Annotated in this window: 21 protein-coding genes; 17 read left to right on the plus strand and 4 right to left on the minus strand. The window is 39.7% G+C overall.

The window, feature by feature from the left end; genetic code table 11:
- Positions 1 to 66: 66 nt before the first annotated feature.
- From KSK37_RS01720 to KSK37_RS01735, 4 genes are read left to right on the plus strand one after another with little or no spacing between them, the layout of a single operon-like run.
- Positions 67 to 2313 (plus strand): TonB-dependent receptor plug domain-containing protein, encoded by a 2247-nt coding sequence (locus tag KSK37_RS01720; RefSeq protein WP_217199072.1) that lies wholly within the window; start codon positions 67 to 69, stop codon positions 2311 to 2313.
- Between the two features lie 12 nt (positions 2314 to 2325).
- Complete coding sequence (locus tag KSK37_RS01725; RefSeq protein WP_217199074.1) at positions 2326 to 3099, plus strand: alpha/beta fold hydrolase; 774 nt, start codon at positions 2326 to 2328, stop codon at positions 3097 to 3099.
- Between the two features lies 1 nt (position 3100).
- Positions 3101 to 3871 carry a 3-hydroxybutyrate dehydrogenase gene (locus KSK37_RS01730; protein ID WP_217199075.1) on the plus strand — a complete coding sequence of 257 codons (771 nt, stop codon included), beginning with the start codon at positions 3101 to 3103 and terminating at the stop codon, positions 3869 to 3871.
- Positions 3872 to 3881: 10 nt separating this feature from the next.
- Positions 3882 to 4583 carry a CoA transferase subunit A gene (locus KSK37_RS01735; protein WP_088358182.1) on the plus strand — a complete coding sequence of 234 codons (702 nt, stop codon included), beginning with the start codon at positions 3882 to 3884 and terminating at the stop codon, positions 4581 to 4583.
- A gap of 42 nt (positions 4584 to 4625) precedes the next feature.
- On the opposite strand, the gene KSK37_RS01740 is transcribed toward KSK37_RS01735, so the two are convergent.
- Positions 4626 to 6428, minus strand: a complete 1803-nt coding sequence (locus KSK37_RS01740; protein WP_217199076.1) for an ABC transporter ATP-binding protein — start codon at positions 6426 to 6428, stop codon at positions 4626 to 4628.
- Positions 6429 to 6549: 121 nt separating this feature from the next.
- On the opposite strand from KSK37_RS01740, the gene KSK37_RS01745 reads away from it, so the two are divergent.
- The 13 genes from KSK37_RS01745 (at position 6550) to KSK37_RS01805 (ending at position 17647) form a co-directional block, all read left to right on the plus strand.
- Positions 6550 to 7203 (plus strand): CoA transferase subunit B, encoded by a 654-nt coding sequence (locus tag KSK37_RS01745; protein ID WP_088358180.1) that lies wholly within the window; start codon positions 6550 to 6552, stop codon positions 7201 to 7203.
- Positions 7204 to 7498: 295 nt separating this feature from the next.
- Positions 7499 to 8365 (plus strand): SPFH domain-containing protein, encoded by an 867-nt coding sequence (locus KSK37_RS01750; protein ID WP_088358178.1) that lies wholly within the window; start codon positions 7499 to 7501, stop codon positions 8363 to 8365.
- Positions 8343 to 8555, plus strand: a complete 213-nt coding sequence (locus KSK37_RS01755) for a type II toxin-antitoxin system antitoxin (RefSeq protein WP_246566158.1) — start codon at positions 8343 to 8345, stop codon at positions 8553 to 8555. The genes KSK37_RS01750 and KSK37_RS01755 overlap by 23 nt, the downstream gene beginning before the upstream one ends.
- Positions 8556 to 8715: 160 nt before the next feature.
- Entirely contained in the window at positions 8716 to 9357 is a 642-nt protein-coding gene (locus KSK37_RS01760) for an N-acetyltransferase (RefSeq protein ID WP_088358177.1), read from the plus strand.
- Positions 9345 to 10535, plus strand: coding sequence for an argininosuccinate synthase (gene argG / locus KSK37_RS01765; protein ID WP_217199077.1), 1191 nt, complete (start codon positions 9345 to 9347; stop codon positions 10533 to 10535). The genes KSK37_RS01760 and argG overlap by 13 nt, the downstream gene beginning before the upstream one ends.
- 1 nt (position 10536) lies before the next feature.
- Positions 10537 to 11511, plus strand: coding sequence for an N-acetyl-gamma-glutamyl-phosphate reductase (gene argC, locus KSK37_RS01770; RefSeq protein ID WP_088358175.1), 975 nt, complete (start codon positions 10537 to 10539; stop codon positions 11509 to 11511).
- 2 nt (positions 11512 to 11513) lie between these two features.
- Entirely contained in the window at positions 11514 to 12653 is a 1140-nt protein-coding gene (locus tag KSK37_RS01775; protein ID WP_217199078.1) for an aspartate aminotransferase family protein, read from the plus strand.
- Positions 12654 to 12655: 2 nt separating this feature from the next.
- The gene (locus KSK37_RS01780; RefSeq protein ID WP_217199079.1) at positions 12656 to 13609 is read left to right on the plus strand and encodes a Rossmann-fold NAD(P)-binding domain-containing protein; all 954 of its coding nucleotides are present in this window, start codon (positions 12656 to 12658) and stop codon (positions 13607 to 13609) included.
- A gap of 1 nt (position 13610) precedes the next feature.
- Positions 13611 to 14399 (plus strand): acetylglutamate kinase, encoded by a 789-nt coding sequence (gene argB / locus KSK37_RS01785; protein ID WP_217199082.1) that lies wholly within the window; start codon positions 13611 to 13613, stop codon positions 14397 to 14399.
- On the plus strand, positions 14399 to 15451 hold the full coding sequence (locus tag KSK37_RS01790; protein ID WP_217199084.1) for a M20 family metallo-hydrolase: 1053 nt from the start codon (positions 14399 to 14401) through the stop codon (positions 15449 to 15451). The genes argB and KSK37_RS01790 overlap by 1 nt, the downstream gene beginning before the upstream one ends.
- 2 nt (positions 15452 to 15453) lie before the next feature.
- Complete coding sequence (argH, locus tag KSK37_RS01795; RefSeq protein WP_217199086.1) at positions 15454 to 16767, plus strand: argininosuccinate lyase; 1314 nt, start codon at positions 15454 to 15456, stop codon at positions 16765 to 16767.
- A 4-nt stretch (positions 16768 to 16771) separates the two neighbouring features.
- Positions 16772 to 17233: an Lrp/AsnC family transcriptional regulator gene (locus KSK37_RS01800; RefSeq protein ID WP_088359391.1), complete on the plus strand. Its 462-nt coding sequence runs from the start codon at positions 16772 to 16774 to the stop codon at positions 17231 to 17233.
- Between the two features lie 54 nt (positions 17234 to 17287).
- Positions 17288 to 17647: a cupin domain-containing protein gene (locus tag KSK37_RS01805; protein WP_217199089.1), complete on the plus strand. Its 360-nt coding sequence runs from the start codon at positions 17288 to 17290 to the stop codon at positions 17645 to 17647.
- A 6-nt stretch (positions 17648 to 17653) separates the two neighbouring features.
- Here KSK37_RS01805 and KSK37_RS01810 read toward each other — a convergent pair whose 3' ends face one another.
- Genes KSK37_RS01810 through KSK37_RS01820 form a run of 3 tightly spaced genes read right to left on the minus strand, consistent with a single transcriptional unit; the run spans position 17654 to position 20020 of the window.
- Positions 17654 to 18274 carry an HAD family hydrolase gene (locus KSK37_RS01810; RefSeq protein WP_217199091.1) on the minus strand — a complete coding sequence of 207 codons (621 nt, stop codon included), beginning with the start codon at positions 18272 to 18274 and terminating at the stop codon, positions 17654 to 17656.
- Positions 18275 to 18292: 18 nt separating this feature from the next.
- A complete protein-coding gene (locus KSK37_RS01815; protein ID WP_217199092.1) occupies positions 18293 to 19576 on the minus strand; it encodes a Na+/H+ antiporter NhaC family protein in 1284 nt (427 codons plus the stop codon).
- Positions 19577 to 19585: 9 nt separating this feature from the next.
- Positions 19586 to 20020 (minus strand): type I restriction enzyme HsdR N-terminal domain-containing protein, encoded by a 435-nt coding sequence (locus tag KSK37_RS01820; protein ID WP_088358167.1) that lies wholly within the window; start codon positions 20018 to 20020, stop codon positions 19586 to 19588.
- Between the last annotated feature and the right edge of the window lie 2 nt (positions 20021 to 20022).

Consider the following 20022-nt stretch of genomic DNA (forward strand, 5'->3'; position numbering starts at 1 on the left):
CTGTTAAATGTTCTTAATCAAGTTCACTTATCATTGTATCAACAATTAAAAAAAATTAATACGATTATGAAAAAATCAGTTATTTTGGCATCCTTGTTAAGCGTGGTTTTTGTGAGTGCACAGGTTGCTGATTCCACAAGAACACGGGATATCGATGAAGTTACCGTTTCTTCCAGCAGAAAAGTACAGAAGGTGGTAGATGTGCCTGCAACGGTAAATATTATCAACGCAAAAGATATTCAGCAGTTTACGAGCTTTAATGTCGGCGAACTTGCCGCAAGACAAAAAGGAGTAGATTTTGTGAGAGCCGGCGTTTTGGGAACAGGAATCAACATCCGTGGGTTTAACTCTGCCTTTAACTCGAAAAACCTCCAGATTACCGATGACAGAATTTCAACCCTTGTTGCTACCGGTCTTCCGTTTGGAACTTTCAGTACGGTAATAAAAGAAGATATTGAAAAAGTAGAGATACTTTTGGGTCCTAACGGAACACTTTACGGTCCCAATGCACATAACGGTTTGGTGAATACTATTTCTAAAAATCCGTTTAAGTCTCAGGGTACGATCATCGCACTTGGAGCAGGAAACCAGAACGTTTTAACTTCAAGAATCCGCCATTCGCAGGAAATCAGCAAAAAAATCGCCTATAAACTGGCTTTTGAGCATATTCAGGGAACGGAATTTAATTACACAGACTCAGTTTATGTAAATAACATCGCTTATCCGGAACTTGATTTGGACCGCGATTTCAACAGTACAAAATTCAACGGACAGGTCAACTATAAAGTAGGTTCGCTTTCAGAATTGGTCGCATATTACGGACACAGTAACAACAATAATATTGCGGTAACGAGTGCCGGAAGGAACCAAATAAAAGACTGGAATATTGATGAGCTTCAGTTGAAATATCTTCATCCGAGATTTTTCTTGAATTCCTACTACCAGTGGAGTAATACCGAGGATACTTATGCAATGAACCAGAGAACGCAAAACTATGTGTCCTTCATTAACGCTGGTTTTTCTCCTGATGTCGCACGGGAGAGATCTTATATGGAACAGTGGTTTGGGGCTTCTCCAACTGCCGGTATAGCTTTGCAGAGAGGTTCACGTTTCAAAGATGATTCCAAAAGATGGGTTGCTGAAGGACAGTATAACAACACCTGGGGCGGATTCACAGTGATCGGAGGGGCGCAGTTCCAAAGAGACATGGCTTTTACGAAAAACACTTATATGCTGGATTTCAACGGACCCATTAATGTCAATCAGTTTGGCGTGTACGGACAGACCGAGTATAAAATTGACGGTTGGGCATTCCTCGCTGCTTTGAGAGTTGATAAGCACGATTATTATGGAACAAACCTGCTTCCAAAAGCTGCAATTACTAAAAAACTGGGTGACGGAACATTCAGGTTAACCTACGGAAAAGGGATGGCGGTGCCTTCACTTTTAAATCTTGAAGGTTATTTATTTGGCGGGCTTATTCTTGGAAACGGTGTTGGATTCACTTTGTCTGACGGATCCAAAATCAATCCGCTGCAGGTGGAAACCATCAATTCATTTGAAGTAGGATATAAAGGCTCGCTGCACAAAAAATTATATATTGACGCAAATGCATATTATAACCTTTCCGAAAATTTCATCAGTCCTTTAACGCAGCTGGCGACTAACGGGAGAACAGTAACTCACCGTGGCGATACGCCTCTTTCGCAGATTCCGGGCGCAAACCCTGCGTATGTATTAACGTATTCCAATTTTGGAAAAGTAGATACTTATGGCGTTGATCTGGGCTTGAGTTATTACTTTACGGATGCATGGAAAGGAGTTGTAAATTATTCTTATTTCGGAAGAAAAATGGATAAAAGTGATATGGCGAATGACGGCAATAAAGACGGAAAAGTGTTAGATACCGATTTACCGGTAAACACTCCGGCAAATAAAGTAACAGTAGGATTAAATTATTCTTCCCCGACGTTCTTTGGTGCTGTTTACGGAAGATGGGTGCAGGATTATGATTTCTTCTCAGGTGTTTCTACGGCCGCTAAAACACAGGATTTAGACGGAAACGGTACAATTGACATTACCGAAAATGCTTATTATGCTCCCGCAAGAACCTGGAATTATGGCGCACTCGGTGGCTTTACGGTAGACATGAATGCAGGATACAATTTCAGCAACGGAATGACGGTCGGGGCCAATGTAAGCAACCTGCTTAATGCAGATATCAGAGAGTTTGCAGGATCGCCTTTCATCAAAAGACTGGTTTCTCTGGAATTCAGATATCAGCTCGATTTTTTCAAAAACAAAAACAATTAAATTTTTTCACCAATGGCTTTAACAACCATTAATGGGATTGATATCGACTATGCAGATGTAGGTGAAGGTAATGTTGTAGTGCTTCTGCACGGTTTAGGATCTACCAAAAAAGACTGGGATTTACAGATCCCGGTCTTATCCCAAAAATTTAGAGTGATAGCGCCGGATTTTCGTGCTCACGGAAATTCCGAAAGAGTTCCAAAGGAGCAGGGCGTTGAAATGATGAGCGAAGATATTTATGAGTTACTGAATTCACTGAGTATTAAAAAGGCTAGTTTCGTCGGCTTTTCTATGGGAGGCGCAGTTTCCTTTCAGATGGCATATTCACATCCGGAAATGGTTGATAAACTGGTAATTCTGAATTCCGGTCCCGATTTTAACAATGCGAAAGATGCTGGTATTGATATTCTGGCAGAAAGAACAAAGATTATTAAGGAACAGGGATTCCGGACATTAGCTAAAACTATTTCTTCAGGGATGTTTCCGGAGGAGAACCAAAAAAAATGGCGCGACGACTTCGAGCACAGGATTGTCAGTAATGATGAGGATGCTTACCTCCATACTTTCGGCCAGCTGATGAAATGGGGAATGAGTGATAAAGTTTCAGAAATTCCTCACAAAACCTTAGTTATTGCTTCCGATATGGATTACACCTCACTGGATTATAAAAAATCCTATGTCGACAGAATGCAGAACGCAAAACTTGTAGTGGTTGAAAACTCACGGCACGGGATTGTTTTAGACCAGGCAGAAAAACTGAATGAAGAACTGATGAAATTCTTATAAAATGAACAGAAAAGTTTTAATTACAGGAAGTACAAGCGGAATCGGTTTAGGCATCGCGGAAGCTTTTGCCAAAAACGGGGACCATATCATCTTTAACGGTTTGGAAAAAAACGGCGCTGAAATCGCGGCTGAAATCGGAAACAGATATGGCGTGAAAACGGCCTTCAAAAATTCCAATCTGATGACTCCGGAAGGAGTTCAGGAATTGGTTGATTTTGCTTACACCGAGTTTGGGACCATAGATGTTTTAGTAAATAATGCAGGAATTCAGCACGTTTCTCCAATCGAGGATTTCCCGTTAGAAAAATATCAGCAGATTATAGCGCTGAATATGAATTCCGTTTTCTACGCGTCCAGAGCAGTATTAAGACAGATGAAGGAACAGCGCTTCGGCAGAATTATTAATATTTCTTCAGTTCACGGTATCCGCGCATCAGAATATAAATCGGCGTATGTTACCGCGAAACACGGTGTGATAGGACTTACAAAGGTTCTGGCTCTCGAAGGTGCTGCATTCAACGTAACCTGTAATGCAATCTGTCCGGGCTATGTGAAAACACCTTTGGTAGAAGGTCAGATTAAGGATCAGGCCATCTTCCATCATATGAGCGAGGAGGAGGTGATCGAAAAAGTGATGCTGAAAAAACAGGCTGTAAAAAGTTTCATTCCTGTTGAGAAATTAGGAGAAATTGCCGTATTTTTATCTGCAGAAAATGCAGCTGCTGTTTCCGGATCGGTTTTTACCTTAGACGGAGGTTGGAGTGCGCAATAATAATTAAATTATGATCGACAAAAGAGTAAAAAACGCAAAAGAAGCCATTGAGGGAATTAGCAACGGAATGACTTTAATGCTAGGTGGATTCGGCCTTTGCGGAATTCCGGAAAACTGTATTAATGCTTTGGTAGAAAGCAATGTTTCAGACTTAACCTGCATCTCAAATAATGCTGGTGTCGATGATTTCGGATTGGGATTATTGCTGCAGAAAAGACAAATCAAAAAAATGATTTCCAGTTATGTCGGCGAAAATGCAGAATTCGAAAGACAGATGCTTTCCGGAGAACTTGAAGTAGAATTAACACCTCAGGGAACTTTAGCTGAAAAATGCCGCGCTGCACAGGCCGGAATTCCCGCGTTTTACACGCCTGCAGGTTTCGGAACCGAGGTAGCAGAAGGGAAAGAAACCAAAGATTTCAACGGGAAAACGCATATTCTTGAACATGCTTACAACGCTGAATACTCCATTGTAAAAGCCTGGAAAGGTGATCACGCCGGAAACTTAATATTCAAAGGAACCGCCCGAAATTTTAACTCACCAATGGCAGGAGCCGGAAAGATCACCATCGCCGAAGTTGAAGAACTGGTAGAGCCCGGCGAACTTGATCCGAACCAAATCCATATTCCGGGAATTATGGTACAGAGAATTTTTCAGGGCGAGAAATTCGAAAAAAGAATTGAGCAGAGAACCGTAAGAAAACGTGACTAAAGAAATAAAAAAAAGCGCTGAAAAAATTCAGCGCTTTTCTTTTTATGCTACAATATTGTCTGTTTTTCTCTCCCCGATCTGCTGTCTCCACATCGCGTAATAAAGTCCTTTTTCATTTAAAAGATTTTCGTGGGAGCCGGTTTCGATAACACGGCCGCGTTCCAGAACAAAAATCCGGTCCGCATGCATAATGGTGCTCAGCCGGTGCGCGATCAGTACGGTGATCTGCTCTTTTTCTTCGGAAATGTTTTTAATCGTGGACGTAATTTCCTCTTCGGTAATGCTGTCCAAAGCAGAAGTTGCCTCATCAAATATCAAAAGGTGAGGTTTTCTCAGTAAAGCTCTGGCAATGGCAATTCTCTGCTTTTCTCCGCCGCTCAGTTTTAGGCCGCCTTCACCGATAACGGTTTCAATGCCTTTTTCCGCTCTTTCCAGTAAAGCCGTACAGCTGGATTTTTGCAGTGCGATACGCAGATCTTCATCACTGGCGTTTGGATTTACGAACAACAGATTTTCTTTTATTGTTCCTGCAAAAAGCTGGGTATCCTGCGTTACAAAACCAATCTGATTTCTTAGTTCGTCAAAATCAAACTCTTTTCCATTGATATGATTAAAGAAAATTGTTCCTTCCAGCGGACGGTAAAGTCCTACTAATAATTTGACCAAAGTACTTTTTCCGGATCCGCTCGGGCCCACAAATGCGATAGTTTCGCCGTTTTTCACATGAAATGAAATGTTATCGATCGCTTTATACTGCGCACTTTGGTGTTTGAAAGAAACATTTTTAAATTCCAGTTCTTCAATTTCACCGATCTGTTTCGGAGTGCTGGGCTTTTCTTCCGCAGGTTTTTTCATCAAAGTGTCGAAATTATGCAGTGATGCTTCCGCTTCACGGTACGAAATAATAATATTTCCTATTTCCTGCATCGGTCCGAAGATGAAAAACCCATAAAACATCAGTGATAAATACTGTCCCGGCGTTACTACGTTTTTAAAAATCAGAAAAAGAAGCGTAAACGTAATCATCTGCTGAAGAAAATTTACCATTGTTCCCTGGATGAAACTTAATGAACGGATGCTTTTTACTTTCTTCAGCTCGAGGCCCAGAATTTTATAAGTATTGTTGTTAAGCCGTATAACTTCCTGATTCGTTAGTCCTAAACTTTTTACGATTTCAATATTTCTTAAACTTTCAGTGGTACTTCCAGCTAAACTGGTAGTTTCGGAAACGATGGTTTTCTGAATGGTTTTAATTCTTTTGCTCAACAAATTGGTCACAAATGCAATAAGAAAAATCCCCACGATATAAACCGGCATGATCGACCAGTGCAGACGGATCGCATATACAGAAACGAAAATGATACTCACCAGAATTCCGAAAAAAACGTTGATGAAATTAGTAATGAATTTAACTGAATCTTCTCTTACTTTGGTTAAAATAGATAAAGTTTCACCACTTCTCTGGTCTTCAAATTCCTGGAAAGGCAGCGCCATAGAATGTTTCAGTCCGTCAGTAAAAATATTGGCCCCGAATTTTTGGGTGATGACATTCACTGTATAATCCTGAAAAGCCTTTGCGATTCTGCTGATCATCGCAGTTCCTATCAGTAAGCCTAAAAAATAAAAGACACCGTGATAAATACTGTCTCCGTAAAAGTACTGATTGAGATTTCGCGGCAGCAGTTTTTCTTTGTCGAAGAAATTGGGATGGGTAACCAGCTGATCCAGAATGTTTCCGGTAATTGCAGGTGCAAATAAAGAAAATACCTGATTGGTTGTGGCTAAAAGCAAAGATAAGACAATCAGCCATTTATGGGGTTTTAGATAATAGAATAAGGTTTTCATTTGTTGAGTCTTGTCTGCAAAAATAATGATATAATTAAAACCGCCGTGTTTATTTTTATTGGACTTGTTTTTCCTTTTGTATTAAAGGTAAAATGTTTAAATTGCAGTTAAACTTTTAATTATGCTCACAAAAGAACAGATCGCACAGAGGATTTCCAAAGAAGTAAAAGACCGCTACTATGTCAATCTCGGAATAGGGATACCAACATTGGTGGCAAATTACGTCCCACAGGATATTTCCGTGGAATTTCAAAGTGAAAACGGTGTGCTCGGGATGGGGCCTTTTCCGTTCGAAGGTGACGAAGATCCGGACCTGATTAATGCAGGAAAGCAGACTATTACCACACTTCCCGGAGCTTCATTTTTCGATTCCGCTTTCAGTTTCGGGATGATCAGAAGCCAGAAGGTAGATCTTACCATTCTCGGAGCAATGGAAGTTTCAGAAAACGGCGATATTGCCAACTGGAAAATTCCCGGAAAAATGGTAAAAGGTATGGGCGGCGCAATGGATTTGGTAGCTTCTGCAGAAAATATTATCGTTGCGATGATGCACGTCAACAAGGCCGGTGAAAGCAAAATCCTGAAAAAATGCACGCTTCCTTTAACCGGAGTGGGCTGTGTAAAAAAAGTAGTGACCGAATTAGCAGTAATGGACGTTACGCCAAATGGTTTCAAACTGCTGGAAAGAGCGCCCGGAGTTTCCGTCGAGGATATTGTAAAAGCCACAGAAGCAGAATTAATCATCGAAGGTGAAATACCCGAAATGCAATTTTAAACAGAATTTAGATCCAAATATTATATCCTTTTCAATTTGAAAAGGATTTTTTTTTTTGGAGCAGGAAGATTCTTTCTTCTTTTGAATTACGGTCCCGCTGTTCATTGCAATCTTTTTTACGGGCGCGGCGAAGCCGCGCCCGTAAAAAAGGATTTCCATTGCCATCGGGGCTAGGAAGAAATTTCATTTTTTTTCAGAAACCACAACAAATTTTCTGAAATTATTTTGATAGGTTAAAAAAAACATTATATCTTTATGATATCAAAACAATATCAAACACTCAAAATTATTAATCATGGAAAAAACTTTAAAACCACTCTCAGGCTACCTTGCTTTGGTTATCAGTCTTCTTCTTTTCGTTGCAGGACTTTATTTATTCATCAATGGCGTTGATCAGAACACCACTTTTGTCATTCTGGGAATTATCTGCTTTATTGCATTTGCCTTTTTTATGAAAGGTTTAATGATTATTCAGCCCAACCATGCACGGGTACTCAATTTTTTCGGAAAATATGTAGGCTCGGTGAAAGATAACGGCCTGTTTTTTATCAATCCTTTATACAATTCTCAGAAAATTTCACTACGTTCCGAAAATCTGCAGGGACAAACCTTAAAAGTGAATGATAAAATGGGAAATCCTATTGAAATTGGTGTGGTAATGGTATGGAAAGTGGGTGATACTTATAAAGCTGCTTTCGATGTTGAACGTTATTCAGATTTCGTGAAAATGCAGAGTGAAGCCGCAGTTCGGCATTTGGCAATGAGTTTTCCGTACGATAATTTAGAAGATGACCACGCTCCGATTACTTTACGGGAAGGCGGTGAAAAAATCAACCAGATCCTGGAACAGGAACTTACAGACAGGCTTTCAAAGGCCGGAATCATCATTCAGGAAGCCAGAATTTCTCACCTTGCCTATGCTTCCGAAATTGCAGGCGCAATGTTGCAGCGTCAGCAGGCAACAGCGATTGTGGCTGCAAGAACAAAAATTGTTGAAGGCGCAGTTGGGATGGTAGATCTCGCCCTGAAAAAACTTTCCGCAGAAAATATTGTTGAACTTGATGATGAAAGAAAGGCGGCTATGGTATCCAATCTTATGGTGGTTCTTTGCGGTGAAAAAGCCGCCCAGCCCATATTGAATGCCGGAACTTTATACAACTAAAAAAATAATCATTTTGGCTAAGAAAAATTTTGTCCTCCGGATAGATGAAGACACCTACAAACTTCTGGAAAAGTGGGCGAATGATGAATTCCGCAGTGTGAACGGACAGATTGAGTTTCTGCTGCACAAAACCCTTGTGGACTCGGGAAGAAAAAGTAAACCAACCGGGTCGGAGAGGAAAAAAAATTAAGACAATTATCATTTAATTATAATAAAGCACAGATTTTATCTGTGCTTTTACTGTTTTATAGATATTTTAATTAAATTCCAATCGTTATTCAAAAATAAAATCTAAAATAGTTTGTTGATTTACAAAAAATATCTAATTTTGCGCTTTAATTTAGATAATAGTGGAGACCAATAATGGATTTATAGTTGTAGTTGCTGAAAGTCAGCACCTTAAATATGTTCCGGCGATTCTGAAAGAAATAGAGGAATCTGCAAAAGAGCGCGGAACCGGAATTGCAAAACGTACAGCTTCATATCTTGAAGAGAAAATAAATGAAGGGAAAGCCGTGATGGCCTTTTCACCTGAAGGTGAGTGGGCGGGTTTCTGTTATATCGAAACCTGGAGCAACAAGACGTATGTTGCGAATTCGGGGCTGATTGTCTCAAGAAATTTCAGGAAAGCTGGTTTGGCTCGGGCTATTAAAGAAGTGATTTTTAATTATTCAAGAACAAAATATCCGGACGCAAAACTTTTTGGCTTAACGACAGGCCTTGCCGTAATGAAAATAAACAGCAATCTCGGCTATAAACCGGTCACCTACTCGGAACTGACGCAGGATGATGTTTTCTGGAGCGGCTGCAAAAGCTGCGTAAACTATGAAATTCTGATGAGCAAAGAACGCAAAAACTGCCTTTGTACCGCAATGCTTTACAACCCGAACGAAATCACAGCAACAGAAATTAAGAATAGTACCAAATCGGAAAATGACCAGAAGTTGTTTTCAAAATTCAAAAAAATAAAGACAATGTTATGGAAAAAGTAGTTTTAGCTTATAGCGGCGGCCTCGATACTTCTTTTTGCGCCGTTTACCTTTCAAAAGTAAAGCAGCTGGAAGTGCATGCGGTAATGGTAAACCTCGGCGGATTTTCCGAAGAGGAAATTAAAAAGACGGAGGAGCGCGCTTATCAGTTGGGCGTAAAGTCTTTCCATGTGATCGATGATGCGGAGAATTATTACGAAAAATGTATCAAATATTTAATCTTCGGGAATGTTTTAAAAAACAATACATATCCGCTTTCGGTAAGTTCTGAAAGAGTTTTTCAGGCAACTGCAATTGCTGATTATGCCAAAAAAATCGGTGCAAAAGCCATCGCGCACGGAAGCACCGGCGCGGGAAATGATCAGGTTCGATTTGACAGTATTTTCCAAATTCTTTTGCCGGAAGTTGAAATCATCACGCCAATCCGCGACCTTAAACTTTCCAGAAATGAGGAAATAGATTTTCTGAAAGAAAACGGTTTCGAAATTAATTTTGAAAAATCACAATATTCAATTAATAAAGGACTTTGGGGAACTTCGGTAGGCGGAAAAGAAACGCTTACTTCAAATCTTTCATTGCCAGAAACCGCTTATCCAACTCAGATTTCAAAAACAGAACCCGAAGAAATGTCTATCACTTTCGAAAAAGGGGAAATTAAAGATGTAAACGGTGAAAAGTTTTCAAAACCGATCGAAGCGATCCAGAAAATCCAGGAAATTGCGCAGACTTTCGGAATTGGCCGCGACACGCACGTTGGCGACACGATTATCGGAATCAAAGGACGTGTAAGTTTTGAAGCGGCTGCTCCATTAATCATTCTGAAAGCGCATCATTTGTTGGAAAAACATACGCTCACTAAAAATCAGCTTTTAATTAAAGACCAATTAAGCATTTCTTACGGAAATTATTTGCACGATGGTTTGGTCCTCGATCCGGTAATGAAAGATTTTGAAGCATTGTTCGAAAGTTCTCAAAAAACCGTAAACGGTACAGTTAAAATTTTACTCAAACCTTATCATTTCAGTTTGATTGGGATTGAATCTCCAAATGATTTGATGTCATCTGATTTCGGTTCTTACGGAGAAATGAACAAAACCTGGACGGAATCTGACGTGAAAGGTTTCTCAAAAATTTATTCGAATGCGCTGAGCATTTATCATCAGGTAAACAACAAGAATTAACATGGAAAAAATAAAAGCAGGAATTGTTGGCGGAACAGGATTTACAGCAGGAGAATTAATCAGAATTTTGCTGTATCACCCAAATGTGGAGATTTCTTTTGTGACGAGCCAAAGTCTTCAGGGATATTTTATTACTGATGTTCATAAAGATCTTGTCGGTGAAACCACTCTGAAATTTGAAAATTTAGCACAACCCGCGGATATCATTTTTCTCTGTCTTCCGCATGGTGAAAGCAAAAACTGGCTTATCGAAAACGAAAAAGGTATTGCTCCAGAAACCAAAATCATCGATCTTGGAAACGATTTTCGCGTTGATGAAGAATGGAACGAAAAGAAATTCATTTACGGACTTTCAGAATTCAACAAAGAAAAAATTGCGAAGGCTTTGTACATCGCGAATCCGGGATGTTTTGCGACCGCAATTCAACTGGGAATTCTTCCGATTCTGAAACAGGAAAAAATTGAAAAAATCCATTGTGTCGGAATTACGGGTTCTACCGGAGCGGGAAAAGCGCTTCACCAGTCACTGAATTTCAACTGGCGAAATGATAATATTTCTCCTTACAAAACCTTTACGCATCAGCATATCGCGGAAATTGAAAAAAGTATTTCCCTGATTTCTGATACCAAAACCGACATTAATTTTATTCCTTGGAGAGGCGATTTTACACGGGGAATTTTCGTTTCCCTGATGATGGAGAGCGATCTGTCTCAGGCCGAAATCGAGGAAATTTATAAATACGCATACAAATATTCAAAATTTGTCTTCGTTTCAGCAAGCCCGATTGATATGAAACAGGTTGCTAACACGAATAAAGCCTTGATTTATATCGAGAAAGTCGGAAAAAATCTTGCGGTTCACGTTGCGATTGATAATCTTTTGAAAGGCGCGTCGGGACAGGCGATCCAAAATATGAATCTGATGTTCGGTTTTAATGAAAAGGCCGGGCTTAACCTTAAACCTTCCGTTTTTTAGTCATGAAATTATTTGATGTATATCCGCTGATGCCTGTAAATATTGTAAAGGCAGAAAACTGTAAACTTTGGGATGAAAACGGAACCGAATACCTCGATTTTTACGGCGGTCACGCGGTAATTTCTGTCGGGCACACGCATCCGCATTATGTGGAAAAAATTCAAAATCAATTGGGTCAGATTGGATTTTATTCAAACTCTGTGATCAATAAACTTCAGGAAGAACTGGCAGAAAAGCTTGGAAAAATTTCCGGTTACGAAGATTACAGTCTTTTCCTTTGTAATTCCGGTGCGGAAGCCAATGAGAATGCGCTGAAAATTGCGTCGTTTACATCTGGGAAAAAGAAATTTATTACGTTAAGAAATTCTTTTCATGGAAGAACTTCCGCGGTGGTTGCTGCAACCGACGATCCTTCGATTGTCGCTCCAGTAAACGAAACCGACAATTTTATTTTCTGTGAATGGAATAATGTTGAGCGATTTACAAAGCTGTTTTTTGAAAATCTTCAGGACTTGGCCGGAGTGATTATTGAAGGAATTCAGGGCATTGGTGGAATTCAGATTCCGACTCAGGAATTGATGGACAAAATTTCGGAATTGTGCTGTGAGAATAACGTTTTCTTCATTTCCGATGAAATTCAGTCGGGTTACGCGAGAAGCGGAAAGTTTTTTGCTCATCAGCATTTCGGTGTAAAACCGGATATCATTACGACCGCAAAAGGAATGGCGAACGGTTTTCCGATCGGCGGCGTACTGGTTTCTCCGAAAATTCCGGCAAAACATAAAATGCTGGGAACCACATTTGGCGGAAATCATTTGGCTTGTGCCGCTGCAATTGCGGTTTTGGAAATTATTGAGAAAGAAAATCTTATTCAGGAATCTTTTGAAAAAGGCGAATATTTAATTCAGAAATTAAAAGAAATTTCGCAAATCAAAGAAATCCGCGGAAAAGGACTTCTTATCGGAATTGATTTTGAAATTCCGGCGTCTCAGGTTTCCAAAAAATTAAGGGAAGAATTTAAAATTTTTGTCGGAAGCGCAACCAATCCTTTAACCATGAGGCTTTTGCCACCACTCACAATTTCTTATCCGGAAATGGATTATTTTATTTCTTCTTTAAAATCAGTCTTAAATTCTATTTAAAAATGAAAAATTTCACTTCAATTAACGATATATCAAATCCTGAAAACCTTGTTCAGGAAGCTCTGGAACTCAAAAAAAATCTTTACGGTTTCGGGGATTTAGGAAAAAACAAAACACTCGGTTTGGTTTTTCTGAACCCGAGTTTAAGAACCAGAATGAGTAGCCAGAAAGCAGGAATGAACCTCGGAATGCAGGTTCAGGTCATTAACGCCGGACAGGATGCCTGGAATTGGGAATTTGCGGAAAATGCTGTGATGGATGGTTCGACGGTTGAAAATATTAAAGACGCCGCAAAAGTTTTAAGCGAATATTGTGACGTGATTGGTTTAAGATGTTTTCCCGGTTTGAAAGACCGCGACGAAGATTACAGCGAGTTTGTGCTGAATTCTTTCATCAAATATGCAACCGTTCCCGTGATTTCTTTGGAATCTGCGACCCGGCATCCTTTGCAGAGTTTCGCCGATTTAATTACCATCCGTGAAAACTGGACTCAACCACAAAAACCAAAAGTCGTTTTATCTTGGGCGCCGCACATCAAAGCGCTTCCACAGGCGGTTGGAAATTCTTTTGCTGAGTGGATGAATGCTGCGGATGTGGATTTTTGTATCGCAAATCCTGAAGGTTACGATTTAAGCGGAGATTTTATAGGCGATGCGAAAGTATATCATAATCAGGAAGAAGCTTTGAAAGACGCTGATTTTGTCTATGTAAAAAACTGGTCGTCTTTTGATAAGTACGGAACGATGCCGGAAGTGAAAGGAAACTGGCTTTTAGGTGAAGAATTTTTGAAAACAAATCCTGAAACAAAATTCATGCACTGTCTTCCGGTACGCAGAAATCTCGAAATGAGTGACGCGGTTCTAGATTCTGCGAATTCTCTGATTTATCAGCAGGCGAATAACAGAACGCTTTCCGCGCAGTTAATCATCAAGAAAATCCTTGAAAATTCTTTTTAAAATGGAAGATTTATATGTCATAAAAATTGGCGGTGAAACCATCAACAGCAAAGATTCGCTGAAAGCCTGTCTGAAAGCAATATCGACGGCGGGAAAAAAGGTGGTTTTAGTACATGGCGGCGGAAAAAAAGTCACCGAACTGGCGCAGAAACTCTTCATTCCCCAACAGATGGTGGAAGGGAGACGGATAACTTCCTTGGAAACTCTAGAACTCTGCACAATGGTTTATGCAGGTCTCATCAATAAAAATATCGTCGCGGGATTATCAGCTGAAAAACTCTTAGCAATAGGACTTTCAGGAGCTGATCTGAACTGTATTGTTTCGAAAAAAAGAGACGCTTCTGTGATTAATTACGGTTTTGTGGGCGACATCGTGAAGGTAGATGAAACAGTTTTTGAAAATTTTATCAGTCAAAATATAATTCCGGTGGTTAATTCGATCAGCATCAGCGAAGAGGGAGAGCTTTTAAATACGAATGCAGATGTTATGGCGGCGGAAATCGCGAAAGCAATGTCGGTAAATTATAAAGTGCATCTCCTTTACTGTTTCGAAAAAAGCGGAGTTTTACAAGATATTACCGATGAAAATTCAGTAATTCCGGAAATTTCAAAGACAGATTTTACACACATGAAAGAAACAAAACAGATTGCCGACGGAATGATTCCGAAACTGCAGACCGCTTTCCGTGCACTGTATCACGGTGTGGATGAAGCAAGAATTCTTAAAAGTGACGCGCTGGAAAATTATTTTACCAACGAAAACCCCGGAACAAATATCAGCTTACATTAATGGAGATTTTAAAAAACGAAGTCAGAAATTTTTTGATTGAATTGATCGAAACGCCTTCTTTCAGTAAAGAAGAGGAAACTACTGCGCTGATTATCGAGAAATATTTGAATCTTAAAAACATTCCGTTTCAGAGAAAGGGAAATAATATCTGGGCAAAGAATCTTTATTTCGATGAAAATTTGCCGACAATTATGCTCAATTCCCATCACGACACGGTAAAGCCAAATTCCGCGTACACACTGGATCCGTTTAAAGCGGTGAAAAAAGACGGCAAAATTTTCGGTTTGGGAAGCAACGACGCAGGTGCAAGTCTGGTGAGTTTATGGGCGGTTTTTACGCACTTTTATGCGCAGAAACTCAAGTATAACTTAATTTACGCAGCCACGGCGGAAGAAGAGATTTCCGGTGAGAACGGAGTGAAATCGATTTTGGAAGATTTAGGAAAAATTAATTTTGCCATTGTGGGTGAGCCTACGAAAATGGATTTGGCGGTTGCGGAAAAAGGTTTGGTTGTTCTAAATTGTGTTTCGAAAGGAACGGCATCTCATGCGGCACACATTAATGATGATAATTCCATTTATAAAGCGGTTCGCGATATTCAGAAAATACAGAATTTTGAGTTTGATAAAATTTCTGAAGTCCTTGGAAAGGTGAAAGCGACCGTTACGATTGTAAATGCAGGTTCACAACACAATGTGGTTCCGGATCAGTGTCATTTTACCATTGATGTGCGCACGAATGAACATTATTCCAATTCAGAAATTGTGGAGATTTTTGAGAAAGAGCTGGAGTCTGAAATTCAACCGAGATCTTTGTCTTTAAATTCTTCAAGAATTGATCTGGATCATCCTTTTGTTTTGGCAGCGCAGAAAGAAAACTGTAATTTATACGGTTCTCCGACGGTTTCAGATCAGGCTTTAATGCCTTTTGACTCTGTGAAAATCGGGCCCGGAGATTCAACGCGGTCTCACACTGCGGATGAATTTATTTACGAAAAAGAACTCGGTGAAGGCATCGAAAAATACATTAAAATCCTCTCTCATATTCTTTAAAAATGGAAAATAAAAAACTTTGGGCGAAAGATTCAGCCAACCAGAATCATTTGGGTATCATCGAAAAATTCACCGTTGGTAAAGACAAAGATTTCGATATTTTATTGGCTCAGTACGATATTCTTGGGACGAAAGCACACTGTAAAATGCTTGCGAAAATCGGTTTTTTAACAGAGGAAGAAAACAGTTCTATTCAAAAAGAGCTGGATGAAATGTATCTTTTGGCAAAAGAAAATCAGTTGCTAATCAACGATGGAGTAGAGGATATTCACAGCCAGATTGAGTTTAATTTAACCCAAAAACTGGGAGATGCCGGAAAGAAAATTCACACAGGAAGATCAAGAAACGATCAGGTTTTATTGGCGATCAAATTATATTTAGCGGCAGAAATCAAAGAAATTGCACAGCTTTCTAAAAATTTATTTGAACGCTTAATTATTTTAGCAGAAACGCACAAAGCTGCATTAATGCCAGGTTACACGCATTTTCAAATCGGGATGCCTTCTTCGTTTGGATTGTGGTTTTCTGCTTTCGCCGAATCTTTATCTGAAGATTTAGAGGTTTTAGCAGCGGCTTTATCCGTAGTTCAGAAAAATCCTTTAGGTTCGGGTGCCGGTTTTGGATCTTCTTTTCCACTGGATCGGGATTTTACAACAAAAGAGCTGAATCTTGAAAAAATGAACATCAATTCGGTTTACGCACAAATGACGCGCGGAAAATCAGAAAAAATCACTGCAATGGCAATGAGTACGGTGGCTGCAACTTTGAGCAAACTTGCATACGATATCTGCATGTTCAGCAATCAGAATTACGGTTTTATCAGTTTTCCGTCCGAACTAACGACCGGAAGCAGTATTATGCCGCACAAAAAGAATCCTGATGTTTTTGAACTGATTCGTGCTAAATCTGCCAGAATCCAAAGTTTACCCAATGAACTCACGCTGCTTACCAATAATCTTCCGTCGGGCTACCACAGGGATTTTCAGCTGACGAAAGAAATTGTTTTCCCGGGAATCCAGGATCTGAAAGACTGTTTAAGTATTTTTGAATTTATGCTGAAACATATTAATGTGAAACCGGATATTTTGAAGGACGAAAAATATGATTATCTTTTCAGTGTCGAAAAAATCAACGAACTGGTGATGAACGGCGCAAGTTTTCGGGAAGCTTACCGTGAAGTGGGCAATTCAATTGAAAACGGAACGTACAGCTACCGGAACGACGACCTGAAGCATACGCACAAAGGAAGTATCGGCAATTTATGTCTCGAAGAAATTTCCCGGAATTTTGAGGAAATCTTCATGAAATTTGAATAAATATATGAAAACATTAGACGCTACGGATCACAAAATTCTCAATTTTCTACAGGAAGATTCTACGGTTTCTGTAAAGGATCTGGCCGAGAAAATCGGGCTTTCCTTCACGGCGACGTATGAAAGAATTAAATCTTTAAAGAACAGCGGTATCATCCGCAAAAACGTAGTGCTGATTGACGCAGAACTGGCAGGATTCGAAATTATGGCCTACTGCAATATCGTGTTGAAAGAACAGTCGAACGAGAAACTTCAGGAGTTTGAAGCGAAGATTAAAGCACAGCCACAGGTTCTTGAGGTGGTGAGTCTTTCCGGACAGTATGATTATGTGATTAAAGTGGTTGCTAAAAACATTAAAGATTATAATAATTTCATGACGACGGTGGTTGCGAATATTCCTAATATTGGTCAGTATCACAGCAATATTGTGCTTTCGGTGATTAAAAATGATACAAAATTTACATTTTAAAATCAGGAATTATTTCCTGATTTTTTTATTTAATTTTGAAATAAATTTAAAGAAATGGCAAAATATAAAATTCAGAAATCCCCTTTCGTAGTTCCCACAACCGACGGAAAACTGATCGAAGAAATCTGGGGAAATTCCACGGGAAATTCAAATATTTCTATTGCACATATGGTCGCACCTCCAAACTGGAGCGAGCCGCATCAGACTCCTGAATTTGACGAATTTACCTACATTATGAAAGGAAAGAAGCAATTCGAAATCGATGGAGAAACCGTAGTTTTAGAAGCTGGACAAAGTATTCTGATTGAAAAAGGAGCCAGAATCCGTTACAGCAATCCGTTTGAAGATCCGTGCGAATATTTAGCGATCTGTCTGCCGGCTTTTTCTATGGATTTGGTGAATCGGGAAGAATAATTACCTTTAAAAACGGATGCCTAAATTTTTTAATTCTTCCTCCAGATTTGTTTCTTCAGTAATATGAACCGTATTAAAGCGCAATGTTTCAGCTACTTCGATATTCCTCGGATTATCGTCGATAAAAACTGATTCTTCCGGTTTCAGCTGATATCTTTGGAGCAGAACTTCCCAGATTTTCGGATCAGGTTTGATGAGCTTTTCAGTGCCGGACACGACGATCTTACCATCGAAAATTTTGAAAAAATCATAGTTTTCCAAAGCGTAGGGAAAGGTTTCTGCAGACCAGTTGGTTAACCCGAACAGTTCATATTCGGAATTTTCAAGTTTTCTCAGGACGTCTACATTTTGAGGAATATCCGATTTTAACATGGTGGTCCAATTATCGTAATAAGCACGGATTTCTTTTTCCCATTCCGGGAATTTTGCGACCTGAAAATCGGTTCCTTCTTTTAAACTTCTCCCGCGGTCCTGCTCAGCGTTCCATTCATCTTCGGCGATGTTTTTAAGAAAAAATTCCATCCTTTCATCATCCTTAAAATAATCTCTGAAAAAATACCTCGGATTCCAGTCCATTACCACGCCTCCAAAATCGAAAATGATATTTTTTATATTGTTTGTCTGCATTGATGTAAAGTTTTAAAATTATTTTTTTCCAATGAAAATACTCAGTAAAGTAAAAATCAAAAGAATGTGAAGATAAAAGGAATACTGCACCAGATCGACATAATTGATCCTGAAACTGCTGAGTGAAACCAAAATAAGGATCTGCGCGCCATAGGGAATCAAGCCCTGAATATAACAGGAAAAAATATCGAGCACAGAAGCACTTTGCTGGGGCTTCAGATCATACTTTTCATTGATTTCTTTGGCTACTTTTCCGGAAATGATAATAGCGATGGTATTATTGGCGACACAAAGATTCGCAACGGTTACTAAACCCCCAATGCCCAAAAGTGCGGTTTTTTTAGAACTGATAATCTTGCTGATGTTTTTAATTAAGAATGAAATTCCTCCTGCTTTTTCTACCAACGCAGCCAAACCGCCCGTGAGGAGTGAGAGAAGGAAAATCTCCGTCATGCTGGTAAATCCTTCATAGGTTTTCTTTGCAAAGCCAATAAAGTCAAAACTTCCGTAACCGAAGCCAAGCAAACCTGCAAAAGCAAGTCCGGCGAACAGAACGACAAATACATTCAGACCGATAAGCGAAAGCACAATGACCAAAATGTAAGGCAATATTAAAATAAGGTTGAAATCTTTAAACTCGCTGATAACCGATGTGTTTTCCTGACTGAAACCCATCACTACTAAAATCAGAACCGTAACCAATGCTGCCGGAAACGCCAGTTTGGAATTGAACCGGAATTTGTCTTTCATCTGACAGCCCAAACTCTGAGTTGCCGCGATCGTGGTATCAGAAATAACGGAAAGGTTATCACCGAACATCGCCCCGGAAAGCAGGCAGGCGCCAATTAATCCTAACGGAGAGCCGCTTTTTTCAGCCAAAGCAATCACAATTGGGCCAAGTGTGACGATAGAACCCACTGAAGTTCCGGAGGCAAACGAAAGAAAAGAGGCAATCACGAAAACACCTACCGGAAAATATGCCGGCGAAACATAATTTAATCCAACATTAACGATAGAATCTACACTTCCGGTCGCAGCAGTTACCGTTGCAAAAGCGCCCGCTAAGAGATAGATAATACACATGGTGAGTATTTTTCCGTCACCGCAGCCTTTCAGGAAGGTATCAACTTTCTGGTTGATTTTCCCTTTCAAAAGGATAAAAGCTGCCGTGATTCCGATCAAAGCTGCTACAGGAGAGGGAAGGGCGTAAAAATCATTATAGTAAATCCCGAAACCCAAAAATACCAGTACAAAGATGAGCAGCGGGAAAATGGAGATCAGGGAAGGGTTTATTTTAATCATGCTGCAAAATTAGTATGCAAAAGGCGAAAAGACATAACGATTCTCGGAAAACTTTGCAAAAACATGCTGTAAACCGTTGCTAAGAATAATTTCTTCAGCACCGATAATCGAGTTGTAGCGGGCAATCTGTTCGAAAGTTTTTTCGGTGATTTTAATTTGGGGAGCTTTGCATTCGACGAGGATTTTCGGTTCCGTTTTTTCGGTAACCAGCAAATCAATTCTCTTTGTTGTTCCGTTCAGTTCGAGTTTTTTTTCCAAAATCAGTGAAGACAGATTTCTTCCTTTTTTCCGATGAAAATAATGCACCCAATGCTGCCGCACCCATTCTTCAGGAGTAAGCAAAAGCCAATTTTTGCGGACCAGATCATAAATAAAAAACTTATCTTTGTCTCTCTTGATTTGGAAATCAAAAGTATCCTCAAAATTCAGTTCCGGAAGTTGCATTT

Origin of the sequence: Kaistella soli (assembly GCF_019038595.1) — a bacterium.
Lineage (GTDB): Bacteria > Bacteroidota > Bacteroidia > Flavobacteriales > Weeksellaceae > Kaistella > Kaistella soli.